Annotated in this window: 10 protein-coding genes; 7 read left to right on the top strand and 3 right to left on the bottom strand. The window is 61.6% G+C overall.

Annotation, left to right across the window (positions count from 1 at the left end):
• Positions 1-234: 234 nt before the first annotated feature.
• Both V5E97_RS31875 and V5E97_RS31870 read left to right on the top strand, forming a co-directional pair.
• Positions 235-5,202 carry a hypothetical protein gene (locus tag V5E97_RS31875; protein ID WP_406695583.1) on the top strand — a complete coding sequence of 1,656 codons (4,968 nt, stop codon included), beginning with the start codon at positions 235-237 and terminating at the stop codon, positions 5,200-5,202.
• A gap of 211 nt (positions 5,203-5,413) precedes the next feature.
• Positions 5,414-6,412: an HAD family hydrolase gene (locus tag V5E97_RS31870; RefSeq protein ID WP_406695582.1), complete on the top strand. Its 999-nt coding sequence runs from the start codon at positions 5,414-5,416 to the stop codon at positions 6,410-6,412.
• Between the two features lie 107 nt (positions 6,413-6,519).
• Here V5E97_RS31870 and V5E97_RS31865 read toward each other — a convergent pair whose 3' ends face one another.
• The 3 genes from V5E97_RS31865 to V5E97_RS31855 are packed head-to-tail and all read right to left on the bottom strand — an operon-like array spanning position 6,520 to position 11,521.
• The gene (locus tag V5E97_RS31865; RefSeq protein WP_406695581.1) at positions 6,520-7,650 is read right to left on the bottom strand and encodes an ABC transporter permease; all 1,131 of its coding nucleotides are present in this window, start codon (positions 7,648-7,650) and stop codon (positions 6,520-6,522) included.
• Positions 7,650-10,412 (bottom strand): ribosome-associated ATPase/putative transporter RbbA, encoded by a 2,763-nt coding sequence (gene rbbA / locus V5E97_RS31860; RefSeq protein ID WP_406695580.1) that lies wholly within the window; start codon positions 10,410-10,412, stop codon positions 7,650-7,652. The genes V5E97_RS31865 and rbbA overlap by 1 nt, the downstream gene beginning before the upstream one ends.
• Complete coding sequence (locus V5E97_RS31855; RefSeq protein ID WP_406695579.1) at positions 10,409-11,521, bottom strand: HlyD family secretion protein; 1,113 nt, start codon at positions 11,519-11,521, stop codon at positions 10,409-10,411. Before V5E97_RS31855 ends, rbbA begins: the two co-directional genes overlap by 4 nt.
• Before the next feature lie 485 nt (positions 11,522-12,006).
• Here V5E97_RS31855 and V5E97_RS31850 point away from each other — a divergent pair, with 485 nt between their 5' ends.
• The 5 genes from V5E97_RS31850 (at position 12,007) to V5E97_RS31830 (ending at position 21,401) form a co-directional block, all read left to right on the top strand.
• Complete coding sequence (locus V5E97_RS31850) at positions 12,007-13,857, top strand: esterase/lipase family protein (RefSeq protein WP_406695578.1); 1,851 nt, start codon at positions 12,007-12,009, stop codon at positions 13,855-13,857.
• 267 nt (positions 13,858-14,124) lie between these two features.
• Positions 14,125-15,126: a 2-hydroxyacid dehydrogenase gene (locus V5E97_RS31845; protein WP_406695577.1), complete on the top strand. Its 1,002-nt coding sequence runs from the start codon at positions 14,125-14,127 to the stop codon at positions 15,124-15,126.
• An 85-nt stretch (positions 15,127-15,211) separates the two neighbouring features.
• Entirely contained in the window at positions 15,212-17,671 is a 2,460-nt protein-coding gene (locus V5E97_RS31840; protein WP_406695576.1) for a phosphoketolase family protein, read from the top strand.
• Between the two features lie 258 nt (positions 17,672-17,929).
• Positions 17,930-19,108 carry an acetate/propionate family kinase gene (locus tag V5E97_RS31835; RefSeq protein ID WP_406695575.1) on the top strand — a complete coding sequence of 393 codons (1,179 nt, stop codon included), beginning with the start codon at positions 17,930-17,932 and terminating at the stop codon, positions 19,106-19,108.
• Positions 19,109-19,790: 682 nt separating this feature from the next.
• Positions 19,791-21,401 carry a sigma-70 family RNA polymerase sigma factor gene (locus V5E97_RS31830; protein WP_406695574.1) on the top strand — a complete coding sequence of 537 codons (1,611 nt, stop codon included), beginning with the start codon at positions 19,791-19,793 and terminating at the stop codon, positions 21,399-21,401.
• Positions 21,402-21,408 lie beyond the last annotated feature (7 nt).

Raw genomic sequence — 21,408 nt, 5'->3', positions numbered from 1 at the left:
CCAACGATCAGTTGATCGTTGGCCAACAACGCCAAGTTAAACTGAGAGCCAATTTTCAATTAGACTGCGTACGCGATGCTGCGTCAACGCGGCCTACTTCGCCGTATTGCGTTTTCTTGCCCAGTCAGACTCCGTTCAAATTCTCAGTCACAACGCTGTGATGCTCTCTCCAAAAAGGGGTTTTTCCCCTCAAGGGATGGGTTCGTTCCACGCCCATGAATCGGGAGTTTCAACGTGGCACCGCTCCGAGATAAGTCACCGACGGCACGACGGGGCCGATTCCGCTTGGAAGGTCTCGAAGATCGTGTACTCCTCGCCGAGATGGCCGCCTGGGTCGGACAGAATAATACGGATCTCGTGAGCCGGGATGGCGCCAGGCCGGACGGATACCAGGACATCTCGATCCGCTTGCTCGGTCTCGACCCGAGCCGGGCGATCGAGCGCGTTGAGGTTCAAAGGCAATACGGAGGGTACTGGACGGCCACGTCCAGCCTGTCGTCACAGTCCCTCCTCGTCAGGGACCAGAACCAGGCGGCCAACTCGTGGTCAACGCAAGCCGACCTCTATCTCGAACCCTGGTTCAACGACCCAGCAAATACGCGTTACGAATTGATCCGAATCAGGTATTCCGACGGCTCAACGGCGGCCATCGGCGACCTGTTCTCGACCTCACCGGTCAACCTTCAGCTTCGGGTTCAGGGCAAGGAACTCGGAGTGACCTGGGCGGGGCAGGACGGTCCCGACCTGACCGGCCCCGGACTGGCCGTCGGCCCCGATGGCATCAAGGACATTCACCTCAAGCTATCGAATCTGCTCGACTATCGCCGGGCGACCGATGGGGGGCGGAGCAATTTCAACGTTGATAGTGACGCGGTCGTCGTGACGATGCCGGCTCTCGACGGCTCGACAATCACATGGCTGGCCGGACCGCGCCCCAACGGGCTCTCCTCATCGTACAACAAGGCGGAAATCTTCCTCGATCCGACCGACCCGAGCCGCGCTGACTTGTATTTGAACCCGGTCGCCGGCCTCTCGGTGGGCGAAACCGTCACGGTGACCGTCGGATATAATCGGATTGGCAAAATGGACGCCAGTCCCAATCTCAATGGCTCCCCGAGCAGTCAACTCGTCGCCACCATCGCGACGACGCCCGACCCAACGCTTCTGGCCACTCCGCCCCAGAGTCCGAGCGTCCCGATCTCGTTCTCCGGCGCTTCGGCACTTTGGTCGGGACAGGACGGCCGGACCGCCGAGACGCCCGGGCTCGTCCACGTCACTCTTTCCGGACTCCCTGCGGGGTGGTCGATTGCCGAAGCCGTGCTCAGCGACACTATCGGATGGCTCTGGACTCCAACTGACGCCAACCGCGCGAAGTTGCTGACGATCCGCCCCCTCGCTGATCCCACCAAAGCCGACCTGATCTTCGCGCCCATCCGCGACGAATCCGACGCCCTGATGAGCTTGCGGTTCCGACTCAACGGTGACTCGGTCCAGTACGTCACCCAGTTCCGCGGTGGCGTCGCCGATCCGGCACTCCGCGATCCTGGGGCCGCCGCCACCTCGATCACCGTCGATCCGACCTCGATCAGTCAGCAGGGGCAAGACCTCAATACGCTGGCGAAACAGTACGGAACGATTCGCCTGAAGGCGGGAGTGTACCCGCTCTCAGAGCCGATCGACCTACCCAATTCCATCTCCTTGCTCGCCGAGCCAGGCGCCATTTTCTCGTTCTCCCAGGCGAGCGGAGCCCCGGCCTGGACCTCTGCGATCAAGATCCACAAGAGCCACACCACACTCGACGGCCTCACGATCCGATTCGCCACCCCGATCCGCTGGGCCATCGAGTTTCAGATGAACCCCGCGGTGATCGGGTCCGCATACGGCGAGCACAATTTTGGCCCCAATCCCAAAGTCGACCTCAACTTCCGAAACCTGGACATCGAATATGCCCCAACCACATCCGTTGATTCCTACAATCTCACTTACGTCCGCCTGATCCGGGGTAATTACGACGACAGCGGAGTGATCGCCAACAATATTCTCCGCGGCGGCCAGGTCGAGTTGTGGGGCGGCCCCTGGAAAATCGTGGGCAACGAATACCGAGGCGCGACGGCCGGCACCTCCGTGTCGCAGGTATTCGCAATCCGATACGGCCACGACGTGGTTCTGGAGGCCAATCATGCCCATCAGGTTGACCCGACCGGCATCACTTATGGCTTTCTCTTGTTCACCGGCAACAGCAGCAATACGACCGTCCGCAACAACCTCGTCGATGGGGGGATCGGCCGCGATGCCGCCGTCAGTCCGGGAGGTCGGTACAACTTCCCCGAGCTGATTCTGACCGAGTCTTACTACCCCCATTACGAAGGCAAGGCCTTTGTCAGTTCGGTCAGTCGACGGCTCCTCCAGGTAGGGACCCTGCAAGGGCCGCCCGGAGAGGCGGGCGATATCGTCGCCATCCTCTCGGGACCGGCCGCGGGGCGCTGGTTTCGGATCTCCCAGACCATCGACCCGCAAAACTATCTTCTTGATGGCGATCTTCCCGCCGGTGATTACGCCGTCTCGATCACAAGAGGCTTCGTCAACGACGTCTACGAAGGGAACACCCTCGACACGTCGAGCCTTGGAAAATCCTCGTCCATTGCGTTCCAACTCGCCGGGACTCGGGTTGGCACCGTGGTCCGCAACAACCTCGTCATCGGGGCTCTTCCCTTCTTCATCACCTCCAGTGCCACGCAGGGTGCCTGGCAGGGAAGCACGCCCTACCCGGCTCCTTGGGGCTGGTCTCACTCGCCAGTGTTCGACCTCAAGATTGAAGGGAACACGTTTCGAGACCCGGTCTTCTGGTCCCCCGCGTCGAATCCGGCGGCCTCGACACGCACCGTGGCCGCGGGAGTCCTTGCCGTTGAGCACGGTGGGATCATCCGCGAGAATCGCGGACGCCTCTATCTCAGTGGCTCGGTCACTGAAAATCAATTCCTCTATTCAACAGCACTTATTGCTGGAACGAGTGGTGATTTCACGTCGATCCGGATCGGCGACCCCGGCACGCTCGATCCGGCGGAGCTGAGGCTCACGAACCTCAGTGGCAACATTTCAACGACTTCGGGCGCGTTTGCCCAGGCCGGGCGGAAGGTCACGATCCAGTTCGAATCGGGAGGCCTCGCCAGTCAGGAACTCGCCTCGATTGCGCCAGCGACGGCGTATCCGCGCGTCACCGCGGTCACCTACAATCAGGACGGCTCGGATCTGGTCGGCCGCAGCTCCACGACGGCCCCGGACGGTTTCCAGGATGTTCATATCGTCCTGGCGGGCCTACGCACCGACCTGGCGATCCGGATGATCGACATTTACCCCTACGGAGGGGGCCACTATCAATACGCCACAACGGACCTGCCACTCAACACACCCGGCCTGGACCCACGAGTCTGGCGTGCTGGAGTCGTACGCGAACTCACTGGCCCCACGCGATTCTCAAGCAAAGCTGACATCTACGTTCAGCCCTCCCAATCCTTCCACGGCTCGAGCCACTACGATATCCTCGTAACTTACGCAGATGGTACGACCGCATCCCTGAGCCTGTACGGAGTCGAGGTAACCGACCCGCTCCTGCGGGTCGGGAACGGCCCGCCCAAGGTGACCGCGACGTCGCTCGGTCAGGACAACTCCGACTTCGTCGGGGCCAGCCCGACGGTCGGCGCTGACGGCTATCAAGACATTCACATCGTCCTGGCGGGACTTCCCGCAAACAAGGCGATCGCCCAGATCGATGTGCTCCCCTACGGCTACGGCCATTACCAGTACGTCGCCCCGCTCCCCAGTGTGGTCCCGACCCTTTTCAACCGCGACTCACGAATCTGGCGGGCCGGGCTGGTCCGAACGTCCACCGACTTTGGAACCTATTCGACAACCGCGGACCTCTACCTCCCCTCGGTCACCCGTGAGAATGGCATCCAGTCGGGTACCAATCTCTCTAACCATTACGACATGCTCATTACGTTCGCCGATGGCTCGACGAGCTTCGTGACCGCGTGGGGCGTGGTGGGTGACCCCAACGCCAAGGTGACTGGTCTCGTGGCCAGGTCTTACGGCCAGGACGGCTCCGATTTTACCGGTCTCACACCGACCCCTCAGGGCGACGGGATCCAGGATCTCCGCATCGGCCTGACCGGCCTCCGAACCGACGTGCAGGTGAGCCAGGTGGAAGTCTGGGCCATCGGAGGCGGAGGATGGGCCTACCAAGGATCCGCCTACCTGCCTGGGGCCAAACTGATCCGAAAGTCAGGCGGGGCCGGCTCCTATGCCCCCACTGGCGACCTCTACCTCGCGCCGAATTCGAGCTTCCTCGGGTCCGACGGAAATCTGAAGCCCCAGAATCTCCAGATTCTGATTCGCTATGCCGATGGATCCACGTCCGGCCCGGTTCTCCTCTCAGGCGTCCTCGCCGACCCGCGATTACTCAACCCCGTGGCGACTTCACTGAATCAGGATGGCCACGACCTGGCTCAGCTCGCTTCGGCGAAGGGCCCCGACGGCAAGCAGGATGTTCATCTCGTCCTCGCGAATTTGCCCACCACCACAACGGTGGCGCGCGTCGTCGTGAAACGCGTGGGGAGTGGAGGATCGTACCAGTCCGATGGATCGAACGGTTCGTGGATGGCCGTCCTCTTACGAGAGCAAACCGGGGCGACGACTTATGCGTCAACGGCCGATCTCTACTTTGAGCCCGATCCGAACGTTTCCGACCTCAACCAGGCCTACCAGATCGACGTCTACCTCGGCGATACGTCGAGCCGGTCGTTCTCGATCTTGACGACGATCACCGCCACACCAGGGCTCGCGATGCCGTCGGGAGCCCCCAACGGCACGCTGCAGGCCAAGCCCGTATCGGCCGCGGCCACCGTCATGAAATCGGCGGCGATCACGGTCTCAGCGACTCCCATCAGCGACATCAGTCCCTCTCCAACGGCTCCCATCAGAGACGCCAGCTCCCCCCCAACGCCAACGGCCTACGTGGCAGCCGCGTCGTCCACACGCAAATTCCCGGTCGGACCGCTCGGGCACTCTCGTCGCAAAGAACGACGAGATCCAACGCCCGCGCACCTGTCGGTCCCGCACCGTGTTGCCGCGCGAACGGAGGCCAGGCTCAGCTCATTGGCGGCGTTCAAGGCCTTAATCCGCCGACACCACCGAGGCCGCTGATCCGAGCTGGAGCCGGGCCTCCCTGGTCAATGCATCTTTGGAAGCGAGAAGGGCCACCCTGGCAATGATCGGGGGGGCCCTTTATCGTTCCTATCAGGTCAGGCCGAACACCGAGGGAATCGCCCGGTGGTCGGTGCAACGACAGTGACTGTTCCCGGAACCGGCCCTCGGCCGGCGAGAGGCTTTCACGGGATCATTTCAAGGATCATCCATGCGTTCACGTTACGTATTCCCTCAGATCGTGCTGGCTATCGCCGCAACCTTCGCCCAGCCTGCCAGTGGTCAAAGCGACCCACTCCCATCGTGGAATCAAGGGACGGCAAAACGGGCGATCCTCGAATTCGTCGGCAAGGTGACGAAGCAGGGAAGTCCAGACTTTGTCCCTCCCGCCGAACGGATTGCAACCTTCGACAACGACGGGACGCTCTGGTGCGAGCAACCGCTCTACGTCCAGCTCGTCTTTGCCGTGGACCGGGTTCGAGCGTATGCGACCACTCACCCGGACGTGAAAGATCAACCCTTATTCAAGGCCGCGATCGGGGGGGATATCAAGACGATCCTGTCCGTTTCGGGTTACGATCGCCTCCAGTTCCTCGCAACCAGCCACGCCGGGCAATCGTCCGAGGAATTCACAACGATCGTCAAAGACTGGTTCAAGACCGCAAGGCATCCCCGCTTCAATCGCCCCTATACCGACCTCGTCTACCAACCCATGCTTGAATTATTGGCTTATCTTCGCATCAATCAATTCAAAACATTCATCGTCTCCGGCGGCGGTGTCGAATTCATGCGCCCCTGGACTGAGCCGACCTACGGCATCCCTCCCGAGCAAGTCATCGGCAGTTCCATCAAGCTGAAGTATGAACTCCGAGACGGGCAACCCACGCTTTTCCGTCTTCCCGAAATCGATTTCATCGACGACGCAGCCGGCAAACCGGTGGGGATCCAGCGGGCGATCGGCCGCCGCCCGATCGCGGCGTTCGGAAACTCCGATGGCGACTACGAAATGCTCCGCTGGGTGACCGCTGGCCCCGGCCCACGACTCGGCCTGATCGTTCATCATACTGACGCGGAGCGAGAATACGCTTACGATCGCCACTCCGATGTAGGCCGCCTGGTCAGGGCGATGGATGAAGCTCCCGAGCGCGGGTGGGTCGTGATGGATATGAAGACGGACTGGAATCGCATCTTCCCGGTAGAGAAAGAATGAGCCTTGATGCGGGGCTTCCTCCAGATCGGTCTCTATTCCGTTGGAATCGGTCCTGATCCTTCATGAGCCAACCGGAAAATCCAGGGTTTCGACCGAGCCGGCCGAAATCAGCGACTCGCTGCGATCGATTTCCGGAATCGACTCAAGCTGAAAAGGAAGAAGCCCAGGCCAATGGCCAGAACCGCGAAGAATGGCCGCCAGACGACGCTCAAACCAGCGCCGCGATAGATGATCGCTTGTGAGAACGTTACGAAGTGTCGCGAGGGGAGAAAGATCGTCATCGCCCTCAGCCAGTCGGGTTGACTCTCGACCGGAGTCGATCCTCCGGAGAGCAGTTGGAGCACGATCAAAATCAAAATAATCAGCAAGGCGAACTGGGCCATCGTGCGTGTGATCGTGCCCAGAAAGATCCCGAGGGCGGTCGCGAAGAACAGGTAGAGGACCACGCCGAACAAGAAAAGTGCGGGCGAGCCGGCGATCGGCACGGCGAGAATCCTCTCGACCACGACGAAGAGCGAAAGGGTGACCGCCATCAGGATGACCAGCCCGTTCGACCAGACTTTCGCCAGGGCGATCTCAACTGCCGTCAACGGCATCACCATCAGGTGTTCCATGGTGCCGTGCTCACGTTCGCGAATCAGCGCAGCGCCGGTCAAGATGGTGGTCAACATGGTCACCTGATTGATGATGCCGACAATACTGGTGAACCACGAGGTATCCCCATTGGGGTTGAACGCTTTGCGAACGACGATTTTGGGTGATAGCCCCTCGTCGGTGCCGCCGTCGGATCGGGACAGAAATCTCGAAATCTCGGCAGTCAGGATGTTCCGGATGTAGGAGGCGCCAATACTCGCCTGGAGCATCGCGGTCGCATCGATATTCACCTGCAATTCAGCCCGGCGGCCGGCCCGGAGATTGGCCTCATACCGGGGCGGAATGGCCACGACGAACATGAACCGGCCATCATCCATCGCGTCAGCGACTTCCTTGGCTTCGATCAGCACGGGCGTCTTGAACCGGGGCGGATACAAGGCACCAATCAAATTCCTTGAGAGTGTGGAACGATCCTCGTCCACGAAGGCGATCGACGCGTTGTTCACCTCGGACGAGGTCCCTTTCGCTTGCGAGTAGATCGAGAACGTGAACGCATAGATCATGAAAACGACCAGGACGTAGTCGCTCCTCAGGCTGCGCAGTTCCTTGGTGCCGAGCCAGAAGATATTGGCAACGCTTCGCACTAGGCCTCCTGACGCTTGAGGGCAACCGCGGTGAGCAAGGTCAGGACCGGTATGAACGCGGCGATCAGCAGGGCATCGCGACTGAGCTGCTCGGCGCCGAGTCCCTTCGTGAACGCCCCAACACTGGCCCGCATGTAATACGTGGTCGGCCAGAGGGTCCCGACGACCCGCGCACTGCCTTGCAGCGTCGAGACAGGTTGAAGGAGGCCAGAAAACTGGGTCGTGGGCAGCATCGTGACGATCGCAGTGACAAAGACCGCGGCGACCTGGCTCGAGGTGAATGTCGAGACGAGAAGACCGATCCCGGTCGTCGTGGTGACATAGGCCAAGGCGCAGAGGATCAAGGTCAGGCCGCTCCCCTTGATGGGAACGTCGAACACGAAGATGGCCATGATCGTGAGGATCGTGAAATTGATCATCCCGATCACGATGTAGGGGAGTTGCTTCCCGAGCAAGAATTCGAGTCGCGACGTGGGCGTCACGTAGAAATTGATGATCGAGCCGAGCTCTTTTTCTCGGACGACGCTGACAGCCATCAGCACCGCGGGGATCAGGATCAGCAGGATCGGGGGTACGCTTGGCACCATCGCATAGATGCTTTCAAACGTAGGGTTATACGCATATCGCATCTGCATGTCCGACACATACGAATTCGGCACACGGCCATACTTGCGTCGGTAGAGGTCCTCGTAATGAGAGGCGTTCACTCCTTCGACGTACTGCTTGATCGTCTCGGCCCGAGACGGATTGGCGCCGTCCACGACTGCGGAGACTTCCAGTGGCGAGCCCTTCCGCAGATTCCTCCCATACCGGGGCGGCATCTCGATTCCCACGGAGATATCGTTCGATTTGAGTCGACGCTGCAGCTCGTCCGGATTGTGAACCGACGGTTGCTTCCAAAACGAGCGCGAAGCCGCGAACGACTCGAGGTAGGCGCGACTCTCCGGCGTCTGATCGAGGTCAAGGTCGGCGTAACGGATGTCCTCAACGTCGGTCGTGATCCCGAAGCCGAAGACGAGCATCAAGATCGCCGACCCCACGAAGGCGAATGCCAGCCGAATCGGGTCGCGGAGAATCTCCAGCGTCTCCCGATTTGCGTAGGCCAACAACCGTCCCAGGTGGAGGATCGACGCCGAGGAGCCTCCGGCGGCATGCCTGCGAGACTGGCCCATCGATCCGAAATTTACTTGCTCGCCGGCCGCGCCATTCTCGGATGTCGAGGGTTCACCAATCGCGTCGGCGATGTATTCAATGAACGCGGTCTCCAGGTCGGGAGCCCCTCGAGCGGCAACAAGTGCCGCGGGAGTGTCGCACGCCAGCACCTTGCCCGCATGCATCAGCGACATGCGGTCGCACCGCTGCGCTTCGTTCATAAAGTGCGTTGAAATAAAGATCGTAATCTGTTTATTGCGAGAAAGTTCGATGAGGACTTCCCAGAACTCGTCGCGGGCCACCGGGTCGACACCCGAGGTCGGCTCGTCGAGAATGAGCATCTCGGGTTCGTGAATGATGGCCACGGCAAGCGAAAGACGCTGACGCAAGCCCAGTGGCAGCGATTCGGAGACCTGGTCGACGTACGGTCCCAGACCGAACTGGTCGACCAGTTCGGCGATCCTCGCTTTTCTCGTCTCAAGGGGCAGATGATAAAGTCGAGCGTGGAGCCAGAGATTCTGCGCAACGGTCAGTTCTCCATAAAGGGAGAACGCCTGCGACATGTAACCCACCCGATTGCGAATCTCGAGGCTGCCGGCATCGACCGACTTGCCGAAGAGCTTGGCCTCCCCCTCCGTCGCCGGAAGCAGGCCGGTCAGCATCTTCATGGTTGTCGACTTGCCACAGCCGTTGGAACCGAGGAAGCCGAAGATCTCGCCACGACGAATCTCGAAGTTCACATTGTCGACGGCCGTGAAATTCCCGAACCGCATGGTCAGGTTCTTGGCCACGATTGCCGGCTCGCCGCCATCGTCGACCCTCGGAGGAATGGTCAAGCCACCGCTGTGACCACGCTTCTCCTCGGGCAGCAGAGCCACGAACGCCTCCTCAAGATTCGAGGCTCCCGTCTGCTCCCGAAACTCGTTCGGAGTGCCGGTGTCCAGGATCCGGCCCGCGTCCATGGCAATCAGCCATTCGAATCGCTGAGCCTCATCCATATAGGCCGTCGAGACCAGCACGCTCATCCCCGGAGTCGACTCCCGGACGCGCTCAATCAAGGTCCAGAACTGCTGGCGCGAGAGCGGGTCCACACCGGTCGTCGGCTCATCAAGGATCAGCAAGTCGGGGTCATGAACCAGCGAGCAGCAGAGGCTGAGTTTCTGCTTCATGCCGCCGGACAACTTCCCGGCCGGTCGATTGGGAAAGGGGTCGAGGCCCGTAGCCTTGAGGAGCGATCCGATCCGGGCGCGACGCTCCGCCGCCGGCTGACCGAAGAGCCTGGCAAAGAAGTCGATGTTTTCGTAAACGCTCAACTCGTGATAGAGGTTCTTTCCGAGTCCCTGGGGCATGTACGCGATCCGAGGACAGACGACGTCACGATGCTGACGGTCAGCCATGTCGCCACCGAGTACGCGCACCTTGCCCGTCTGGATCTTCCGCGCCCCGGCGATCAGACCGATCAAGGTCGACTTGCCAACGCCGTCGGGCCCGATCAGACCCACCGTGCGGCCGGCCGGGATCTCGATGGAAATATCCTCGAGCGCCCGGACTCCACCAAACCGGTGGGAGACACCCAGAATGGAGATGACGGCAGAGTTTTCGGTCGTCATTTCGAGGGGCCAGTTTGGGGTGTCTCACCGGGCTGTGATGTCTCCCCTGGCTTCGACACATCGCCCGGTGGGGGGGCAACGTCAGGCTGGGAGAGTTCAGCAGGTTTAGAGGGCTGAGCGGGCTTGGGAAACCGCTTCTCGAGGAACGCAGGCCAGGGCACCGAATCGTCCAGGCGGACGTAACCGACACCTCGGACCCCTGTTTTCACCCTCTCGATATAGGGGAGGATCAATTCCGAGGGGATTTGAAGCTTGACCCGAAACATGAGCTTGTCGCGCTCGCTGGGAGTCTCGACCTGCTTAGGGGTAAACTGCGTTTCGGGCGAGACAAAGCTCACCCGGGCCCGTCCTGCGTACTGCGGCATCGCGTCGAGCACGATCCGGGCATCGGCACCGATCGTGACCAATGCAGCCACTCGTGAGGGGAGAAAAATCTCCATATAGATATCGCTCAGATTAATCAGGGTTAACGCCTTCCCCCCCGCGGCAAGCACCTCTCCCTCCTCGGCGAGCCGGTAGAGCACCCGCCCGTGGACCGGTGACTTCAACGTAGAATCCACGATTTGCACCTGGAAGCGATCGACCTCCGCAAGCGCCGCCTCAACGCTATGCGTCGCAGCGCGAAGACGGGCATTTTCGGAATCGACGGCGGCCTTGCTGGCGTCGCGCTCGGCGCGGAGTTGGTCCCACTCCTCACGCGAGATCGTTCGCCGATTGAGAAGAACTTGGCCGCGGGCATACTTCTGTTCGGCCAGCTTCAAGTTGCTCTCGAGCCGGAGGATTTCCGACCGCTCGGTGGCAACGGATTCCTCAGCCTCGGCGGCCTGAGCTTTCGCTCGGGCGAGTTGCGCCTCTAGCTCCAAGGTGTCCATCCGAGCGAGCACCTGCCCTGGCTTGACGAGGTCCCCTTCGCGAGCGAGGAGCTGCACGAGACGGCCCGGGTACTTCGCCGTGATATCGACCTGAATCGATTCGATCCGCCCATTGCCAGAGACGATGGCCGCTGGCAAAGGGGGAGCTTGACGGGCCTTCCACCATTGCCAGCCGAAGAACGCGACCGCGGCAACGAGGCCGACCAAAGCAATCCGCCGCACAATCTTCCCGCTCATCGCCATCCCCTCTGTCGAGCCGATCGGCCCGCGTTCACCGCGTAAATCGACTGTTGAGTCCAAGCCTTGCCACGTCTCGGACCAATTGGTTTCTCAAGGAGAATCGCCGATGTGCTCCTGGCTGCGGTCGAGCCCTCGGAACGATAGCGCGTCTTTGTGATCGCTGAAGGGAAGAGTGGCAGGAACCTGGAACATCACAAACTACGGAATCTCCGAACCGATTGCAACTCTTGAACCTAGCGGATGCCACAGCAAATAGCGCAACGAATCGTTGCCCCGGTAAATCATGCCTCGCGATCAATTGACGGAATACTGCGACTACTTTCCGACTTGCTCCGTTTCCCAGGGTCGTAGCGACATGAACTCGCTCCGAGAAAGGAATAAGAAGCGGTGAGCGTCCGGAACTCCAGGTATGTTTCACCCGAGTCAACGGACGTTTGCCAATCGGTTGCAGTTGCGTCCCACCGTCTTCCCGAGAGCCGTCGATGATGGAGTTCGTCAAATCTCGGAGGGGGAAGCCACTTGCCCGCAGCCTCTTTGGGTCGCTCGTGCTGGCCGGCCTGCTCGTCATCCCGGGCGGGAATCGGGGGCGAGTGCTCGCCCAACCGCCGGGCCTGATCCTGACGAGTCCCGCGGCGTCCCTTGAGGGGGTCCCGGCCCGACTCGACGCGGCTCAAGCGTTGGTCCGCTCGAAGAGCGCTCACCGGGAGGCAAAGCGTCTCGAGGACGAAGGTTCGCCGACTTGTGTCGATCGTTACTATGAGGCAACCGTTTTCGCTTACGCCGCCTTGACCACCCAAGGCGGCACGCTCGAAGCCGGCTGGGACCAGACCCAGGCTCCCTGCCACTACAACCAGAATCTCGCCGACTGTCTGCGCACGGCCGGGACTTTCGGCCGCCTGGACCCGCGATCGCATCTTCAGATCAACGGGCCGGCTGGGCCGATCGTCGTCCAGATCACCCATCGTGGCTTCGTCTGGTCCCCCCAAGACTTCGAGGAACTCCACGACGCTCGGTCGGCGCCGAAGAATCCGGCCCAGCATCGCTCGTATCAGCGTGCCGGTCTTGGGGCGGCGGAGGTATCCGCCCGCTCGAACCCAAAGCTCACGCCGAGCGATCGCTTCCTCGCCCCGCGCTCTTATTTCCCGGCGACGGCGATTCTCCACCCCGAGCTTGGCCCCTGGATCGGCCTTGAGGGGGGCGCGGCGCAAAGCGTCGACCTGTTAGAACTCTACGATCCGCTCCGCGCGACCTGCGTCGAGTTGGGAGGGAGCCGTTACCCTCTTGCATGCAACCTCGATGCCCCGGTCGCCATGGCCGAGGCGAGCATCGGCAGCCGGCGGATCGCCTTCATCGGCTTTCTGTACCCGAGCACCGTGCTCGACAATGCCTTCCTCGGTTTCATGGAACCGTACCAGCCCGGGAAGATTCCGGTTGTCTTCGTCCACGGCCTGAGAGATAACCCTTACACCTTCACCGACATCATCAATGGGTTGCGGTCGCGCCCTGGTTTCCTCGACCAGTATCAGATCGTCGGATATCAATATCCCACCGGTATCAATTTTATCCGATCCGCCGCCTTGTTCCGCCGCAGCCTCCGCGACATGGCCGCGACGTTCGACCCCCAAAGTCGCGACCCTGGCCTGCAGAATTCCGTTTTCATTGGTCACAGTATGGGCGGACTGCTCATCAAACTGCAGATCACCTGGAGTGGTGATGCGATCTGGAGACTCGCCTCAACCCAGCCGCTTGAGAGCTTGATTGCGTCCGAGTCGACCAAGACGTTCTTGCGCGACCTCTTCTTTTTTGAACCGTTGCCATTCGTACGGCGTGTTGTCTTCATGGGAACCCCCCACGACGGCGCCGCACTGGCCAACCGCGCGGTGGGCCGGGTGACCTCCCGGCTGGTTCAGCGCTCCCCCGACTCCTGCGAGTTGGTCGCTCAACTCCAACGAGACAACCCCGGCGCGGTCCTCCCCTACATTGCCAAGTTGCCAACCAGTATCGACCTCCTCACCAAGAGTAATCCGATTCTCGAGGCGATGCGTCAACTTCCGATCAACCCGGCGACGACCTACCACACGATCGCGGGGACGAGCATGCTGCCCCCTCAATTCGCTCGAGGGGACGGTGTGGTCCCTCTCTCCAGCGCCCACTCCGACGGCGCCGCGAGCGAGCACTGGATCCCCACCACCCATACTCGGATGAACGCCAGCCCGTACACGTTGATGGAAGTCGATCGGATCCTGCGCATGCATCTCGCCGAAACCGCCGGCGTGCCGCAGGCGGGCCGATACGGAACGGCCGCGGAGGGTTCCGGCAATCCGACACCCTGAAAAAACCTTGGCCCTCGCTTTTGCGAGATCAATACGTACGCGTGGCGGATCGTCAACGATCATGTGAGCGTCGGGAACCGATCGGGGATCTTGTACGGGAAACCCGCGAAGGTCGGTATACTCGACCACGGTTCCGGCACCGGGGCAGTTCCGACCGTTCGCGACGTTCGCATGCTCCGGCTTGATTTCTCGCGACCGCACCACCGCGGCATCCAGTCAGGGTTACGTGGGGAGTGCGCAGGCCGGGGCTATCTCAGGAGTAAGCCGATGAAGGTCGCCGTCTTCAGCACCAAGCCTTACGACCAGATATCGTTGGATGGGGCCAACACGGAGCATAGGCACGAACTCGTCTATTTCGATGCCCGACTCTCCGCCGCAACCGCCACACTCGCCCAAGGGTGTGAGGCTATCTGTGCGTTCGTCAATGATGAACTCAATGGCCCGGTCCTGGACGAACTCCATCGCGGAGGGGTTCGGCTCGTGGCCCTCCGCTGTGCGGGTTACAACAATGTCGACCTCGAGGTCGCGCAACGCCACCGCCTGGTCGTGGCCCGAGTGCCGGCCTACTCGCCCCACGCCGTGGCCGAGCACACCGTCGCGTTGATCCTCGGTTTGAACCGCAAGATCTACCGGGCCTACAACCGGGTCCGCGAAGGCAATTTTGCACTCGACGGCCTGCTCGGGTTCGACCTCCACGGCCGCACGGTCGGCGTGGTGGGCACCGGTCAGATTGGACTCGAAGTCGCCCGGATCATGCGCGGATTCGGCTGCCAGGTCTTGGCTTACGACATCCAGCCCAACCCGGAATCCGAGGCGTTGCAGGTCCGCTACGTCCCGTTGGCCGACTTGTTTGCGAAATCGGACATCATCACCCTGCACTGTCCCCTCACACCGGCGACCCGGCATCTGATCGATGCCGAGTCCCTGAGCACCATGAAGCCAGGGGTCATGATCATCAACACCGGCCGCGGTGCTCTGGTAGATACCGAGGCGGTGATCGCGGGCCTGAAGTCGGCGAAGATCGGCTACCTCGGCCTCGACGTCTACGAGGAGGAGGCCGACCTCTTCTTTGAGGACCATTCCGGCCAGGTGATCCACGACGACGTCTTCGCCCGCTTGCTCACATTCCCAAACGTTCTCATCACAGGCCATCAAGCCTTCTTCACACGAGAGGCGCTGCAAGGCATCGCGACAACGACACTCGCCAACTTGACCGAGTTCGCACGAAGCGGGGCGTGCTCGAATGCGGTCGCGGCCCCGCGGGTTTGAGAAACCGAGAGCAAAAAAATCTGTTAGCCCTTGCATGTTTCCCTGAGTCTCGATCAGACGCGGCAACACCGTTGAGGAACACATCATGCCTCTTTCCTCGGAAACTCCGCTCGCCAAGGTGAAACCCAAGGAGACCGGCACAGACGCTCTGAGCGCGTTCGGTCGGGCGCGGTCCACGGTTTCCGGCAGCCCACTGACCCCGGACGAGTTGGCCAACACCCACGCCTTTTGGCGGGCCTGCAATTACCTGGCCCTGGGAATGATCTATCTGAAGGCGAACCCGCTGCTCCGCGAGCCGCTCAAGCCCGAGCACATCAAAGAGCGGCTGCTCGGACACTGGGGAACCAGCCCCGGCCTCGCCTTCATCTACACGCACCTGAATCGGATAATCAGGCGCGAGGATCTCGACATGATCTACATGGCCGGCCCCGGGCACGGAGCCCCCGGAATGCTCGGTCCGGTCTACCTCGAGGGGTCGTACTCGGAGGTCTATCCGGACAAGAGCGAGGACGAGGAAGGTTTGCTCCGGTTCTTCAAACAGTTCAGCTTTCCCGGGGGAATCGGCAGCCACTGCACACCCGAAACTCCCGGCTCGATCCACGAGGGGGGCGAACTCGGCTACGTCTTGTCACATGCATGCGGAGCCGCCTTCGATAACCCCGACCTGATCGTCACCGCGGTCGTGGGCGATGGGGAATCGGAAACGGGTCCACTCGCAACCTCCTGGCACATCAACAAATTCTTGAACCCGGTGCGTGACGGAGCGGTCCTGCCGATCCTTCACCTCAACGGATACAAGATCAATAACCCAACCCTCTGGGCGCGGGTCAGCCACGAGGAACTCGACGCCTTCATGCGTGGCAACGGCTGGACCCCCTACTTCGTCGAGGGGTCGGACCCGAACACGATGCACCAAGCGATGGCGGCCACCCTCGACAAGTGCGTGGCGGAGATTCGCACCGCGCAGCGGGAGGCCCGATCGTCCGGCAAGGCGTTCCGCCCACGATGGCCGATGATTGTCCTCCGCACACCCAAGGGGTGGACCTGCCCCAGCGAGGTGGACGGCCACAAGCTGGAAGGGTCTTGGCGGGCTCACCAGGTGCCACTGGCCGACGTCAAGAAGAACCCGGAACGCCTCAACCACCTGGAAAGCTGGATGCGCAGCTACAAGCCGGAGGAGTTGTTCGACACCGCCGGCACCATCCGCGCCGAGTTGAAAGCGATGGCGCCAACCGGCCTCCGGCGGATGGGGGCGAACCCGCACGCGAACGGTGGGAACCTCAAAAAGGCGTTGCGGATCCCCGACTTCAGGGAGTACGGCATCGAAGTCGAAAGACCGGGGACGACCGAGGCAGAAAACTGCCGCCCGCTCGGGGTCTTTCTCCGCGATGTGATGAAGGCGAATATGCACAATTTCCGGGTCTTCGGCCCGGATGAGACCACCTCGAACAAGCTCCAAGCGATCTACGAGGTGAGCGAGAAACTGTGGCTTGAAGCGACCTTCCCCGAGGACGCCGACGGCGGAGAACTCGCCCCGGACGGCCGGGTGGTCGAGATGCTCAGCGAGCACACCTTGGAGGGCATGCTCGAAGGCTACTTGCTCACCGGCCGGCATGGGTTCTTCAGCACGTACGAAGCATTCGCCCATGTGATCGACTCGATGTTCAACCAGCACGCCAAGTGGCTGACCATCTCCAACCAACTCCCCTGGCGCGGGGAAGTGGCCTCCTTGAACTTGCTGATCACCTCGACCGTCTGGCGTCAGGATCACAACGGGTTCACCCACCAGGACCCTGGGTTCCTCGACGTCGTCCTGAACAAGAGCGCGACCGTCACCCGCATCTATCTGCCGCCCGATGTGAACTCGCTCCTGTCGGTCGCGAACCACTGCCTCAAGAGCGAAGGCTATGTCAATGTGATTGTATCCGACAAGCAAATGCACCTGCAGTACATGAGCATGGAAGCGGCGGTCACGCACTGTACCAAGGGGATCGGGATCTGGCCGCAAGCCAGCAACGACCAGGGACAGGAGCCGGACGTCGTGATCGCAAGCGCGGGGGATATTCCGACCAAGGAAGCCCTGGCCGCGGTCGACCTGCTGCGACAGGAATTCTCGGATCTCAAGATCCGGTTCGTGAACGTGGTCGACCTGTTCAAGCTCCAGCCCGACACGGAGCACCCGCACGGACTTACCGACAAGGACTTCGACAGCCTCTTCTCGGTCGATAAGCCCGTGATCTTCGCCTTCCACGGCTACCCCTGGCTGATCCACCGACTGACCTATCGGCGAACCAACCACAGTAACCTGCATGTCCGAGGCTACAAGGAGAAAGGGAACATCAACACCCCTCTTGAACTCGCGATCCAGAACCAGATCGATCGGTTCACCCTGGCCATGGACGTGATCAATCGGGTCCCCCGGCTCCAGTCGACCGGAGCGCATGCCAAGGAGAAGTTCCGCAACCGTCAGATCGCGTGCGTGAATTATGCCCACGAATACGGAGTCGACTTGCCCGAGGCACGGGACTGGAAGTGGCCCTATTGATGGCTCGCGGTCGCCAATGACAAATCGACTCGTCTTCACAAACGAACGGGCGATTTTCATCGGTGGATCGAACAGAGAGTCTTCGTAAGTACTGACCGGTCGCCGGGGACCACGGGTTCCGAGTCCTGAATCCGTGGTCCCCAACAATCCCTGATTCCCGGTTCAATTCAACCGCTTGAGATCGAGCCTAAGCCCAAGTGTGATTTCAGGCCCGGACACGTCTGCTTACGCGGCACCGGCCGCCCGATGAGGTGCCACATGGCCAGCGCCCAAGTGATTCTGAACGCGGGCTCATCGAGCCTGAAATTTTCAGTCTTCCTGATCGATGATGTGCCGACCCTGCTGGTCTCCGGCCAGATCGAGGGGCTTGAGACCCGGCCCCACTTCAAGGCGAAGGACGTCAACGGAGCCGTGATCGGCGAGCGTACGTGGAACTCGAACACCGGCCTCAGCCATCGAGCCGCGATCGAGTTCCTGTTCGAGTGGGGCCGAGGCGAGTTGAAAGGCCTTCACGTCGTCGAGGCCGGACACCGGGTGGTCCACGGCGGAACCCATTTCACGGGGCCGGTCCGGATCGACGCGGCCGTGCTCGCCGCGCTCGACGAGCTGGTTCCCCTGGCGCCCCTCCACCAGCCTCAGAGCCTGGCAGCCATCCGAGCGGTGGCCGAGCATGTGCCGGAGTTGCCGCAGGTGGCCTGTTTCGACACCGCCTTCCACCGTGGTCAGCCGCCGCTCGCCCAGCTCTTCGCCCTGCCGCGCTGGCTCACCGCTCAGGGAGTCCGCCGGTACGGGTTCCATGGACTCTCTTATGAGTACGTTTCCTCGGCCTTCCGCCAGCTCGACCCTGTGGCCGCGGCGGGCCGTACGGTGGTCGCTCACCTCGGGAATGGGGCGAGTCTGTGCGCGATGCATAACGGACAAAGTGTCGCGACCACCATGAGCTTCACCCCCGCGGACGGTCTGGCGATGGGCACCCGCGCCGGGACTCTCGACCCCGGCCTGATGACGTATCTCATGAAGCAGCATGGGATGGACGCCGCCGCACTTGAGCAATTGATCTACCACCAGTCCGGGTTGCTTGGCGTTTCCGGAATTTCGAGCGATATGCGTGAACTCCAGGCGAGCGAGAACCCGCATGCGACCGAGGCCATCGAACTGTTTGCGTACCGAATCAGCCGAGAGCTCGGCTCGATGGCCGCCGCACTCGGGGGACTCGACGCCTTGGTGTTCACCGGTGGGATCGGTGAAAATGACGCGAACATCCGGGAACGGGTTTGCCGGAGCGCCGCCTGGTTGGGTCTGACGCTCGATCCTGCCGCCAATACGTCGCATGGACCTCGGATCAGCCAATCAAGTGGGGTTGGAGCCTCAGCCTGGGTCGTGCCGACGAACGAGGAACTCATGATTGCCCAGCACACCCGAAACATTCTGGGTTAGTGCGGTTTGCCCTCGGGTTGCACGCAGTCGGGATGGCCGGGACAGCGGGTTGTCCGTGGTCGCGAAGCGACGAGAGGCGTTGCGTTCCGTTCGACTCGGCGGCCCGCTCGAGGACTTGTTTTGAACCCCTCCCTTGGGGCGGGCACGGCCTACCATCTCGATCTCCTCGCCCAAAGGGAGGTTTATGATGGTGGCCGGTGAAGCTCCGCCTAACCCGCCATATTCTTATCAACGTTTTACGATAATTCAGCGGCCAGAATTCGATTTTCCCGTAGGGTGGGCACGGCCCACCATCTTAACCTCAGCTTTGGCAAGGAGATAGGGATGGTGGGCCGTGCCCACCCTACGGGAATTGTGAGGCCGACGATGATGCCACGGCCGATCGCTCTGACGTTGAGTGCAACGAGTTAGGCGAAATTTGGCCCGGCACCCGAAGCCACGGCGGATGGATTCAGCCGGCCCGGCGCAGGGTCAGGACGAGCGAGTCGAGTCAGACTCTCGTCATCGAAGCCCTTCCTCTTTGATGCGTCACCGAGCACGCCTCACCCGACTGAGGCGTCAGGGACTCCCTCGAATCCATTTTAAGAAATATTATGCAAGTGGCCGTCTCTGACCTGTGAGTATTGGGATGAACTCGCGGTTTTTCGGAGACCTCGGAACTATGGCGACCAGGGATTCCGTCATGGCCGATCCCCTCAAAACGCTCTTTGGTGGCGGGGCGGTCGCAGGACTCACCGACGGGCAACTGCTCGAGCGATTCGCGACGCGCCGGGGGAAGGACGCCGAGTTGGCCTTCACCGCACTCGTGACCAGGCACGGGCCGATGGTCTTGAACGTCTGCCGCGGATTGCTGCGAAACTCGCACGATGCCGAGGACGCATTCCAGGCCGCCTTTCTCGTCCTCGCCCGCAAGGCGGGCTCATTGCGCCAACCCGAGCTCGTCGGGCCTTGGCTCCACGGAGTCGCCCACCGGACCGCTCGCCAGGTCAAATCTGGGAACGAACGACGGAGGAGGCGCGAGGCGGAGGCGGCGATGTCGGGGACCAGGGTTACAGGCGACGCCGGCGGGCGCGAGCTCATGCCCTCGGTGCGTGAAGAGATCGAGACGCTGCACGAGGAGATCGACCGGTTGCCCGAGCGGTATCGCACGGCGATCGTGCTCTGTGACTTGCAAGGGTTAACCCACGAGGAGGCGGCGCGGCGGCTGGGGCGGCCCGTCGGAACCGTGAGCGCCCGGATCTCGCGTGCTCGGGATCGCCTCAGGGGACGCTTGAGCCGTCGCGGTGTGGCCCTCCCAGGCGCACTGTTGGCGACGACCATGGCCACGGGCCAAGCTTCAGCCATGCCCGCCACACTCGCGGACTCAACCATCAAGATCGCGATGACCGTTTCGATGGGTCTGACGGCCGGGACGGTCCCAGCGTCAATCCAAGCGCTCTCCGAAGGAGTCATCAAGACCATGTTACTCACGCAGATCAAGACCGTGATGGCGACCCTGATCGTGGCCGGAGCCGCGGCAGGGAGCATGGCCGTGGTTGCGCAGCAGGACTCCACCCCTCGCGTTGACGCCCCCGCCACGCGGAAATCCGCGGAGGCCGCTTCCGCAAAATCGTCCGAGACCAAAACGGACAGCGCCGAGCCCCGAGAGACGGAGTTGATCGTCCGCAGCGCGGCGAACCTCCGAAAGATCGCCAGCGGAATCCATGCCTATCTCGACGCGAACAAGCGATTCCCCCCACCGGCCATCTACAGCGTGGCCGGAAAACCGCTCTTGAGCTGGCGCGTGGCGATCTTGCCATTCATCGGTGAAAAAGCACTTTACGATCAGTTCAAAGCCGATGAGCCCTGGGACGGGCCGCACAACAAGACCCTGCTGGAGAAGATGCCCATGGTCTACGCACCCGTTGTGAACCGATCAAGGCCGACCGACTTGACCTTCTATCAGGGGTTCACGGGCAAGGGCGCCTTTTTCGAAGGAACGAACGGGATCGCGATGGTCGAAGGGCGCAATCCGTTCCCCGAAATTCCGGACGGAACGGTCAACACGCTGATGGTGGTCGAAGCGGGAAAGGCCGTCCCCTGGACGAAGCCCGAAGACTTGCTCTACATGCCGGGTCACCCGTTCCCCAAGCTGGGCGGCCAATTCAAAGACGGTTTCGTCGCATTGACGGCTGACGGATTTACCCGGTTCATCAATCGAGCCATCGACCCCAAGATTTTAAACGCGCTCATCACCCGAAACGGTGAGGAGGTAATCAGTATCGCGGATCTCGGCGAAGGGATCACACCGTGAAGGAAGG

Origin of the sequence: Singulisphaera photorubra (assembly GCF_045290345.1) — a bacterium.
In the GTDB taxonomy this organism is placed as follows: Bacteria; Planctomycetota; Planctomycetia; order Isosphaerales; family Isosphaeraceae; genus Singulisphaera.
This window is presented reverse-complemented; position numbering and strand designations above follow the sequence as displayed.

What these genes read in the sequence shown, in the direction of transcription:
- V5E97_RS31870 (WP_406695582.1), top strand. Translation starts at nt 5,414, where the DNA reads ATGCGTTCACGTTACGTATTCCCTCAGATCGTGCTGGCTATCGCCGCA.
- rbbA (WP_406695580.1), bottom strand. Translation starts at nt 10,412, where the DNA reads ATGACGACCGAAAACTCTGCCGTCATCTCCATTCTGGGTGTCTCCCAC.
- V5E97_RS31855 (WP_406695579.1), bottom strand. Translation starts at nt 11,521, where the DNA reads ATGAGCGGGAAGATTGTGCGGCGGATTGCTTTGGTCGGCCTCGTTGCC.
- V5E97_RS31850 (WP_406695578.1), top strand. Translation starts at nt 12,007, where the DNA reads ATGATGGAGTTCGTCAAATCTCGGAGGGGGAAGCCACTTGCCCGCAGC.
- V5E97_RS31845 (WP_406695577.1), top strand. Translation starts at nt 14,125, where the DNA reads ATGAAGGTCGCCGTCTTCAGCACCAAGCCTTACGACCAGATATCGTTG.
- V5E97_RS31840 (WP_406695576.1), top strand. Translation starts at nt 15,212, where the DNA reads ATGCCTCTTTCCTCGGAAACTCCGCTCGCCAAGGTGAAACCCAAGGAG.
- V5E97_RS31835 (WP_406695575.1), top strand. Translation starts at nt 17,930, where the DNA reads ATGGCCAGCGCCCAAGTGATTCTGAACGCGGGCTCATCGAGCCTGAAA.
- V5E97_RS31830 (WP_406695574.1), top strand. Translation starts at nt 19,791, where the DNA reads ATGGCCGATCCCCTCAAAACGCTCTTTGGTGGCGGGGCGGTCGCAGGA.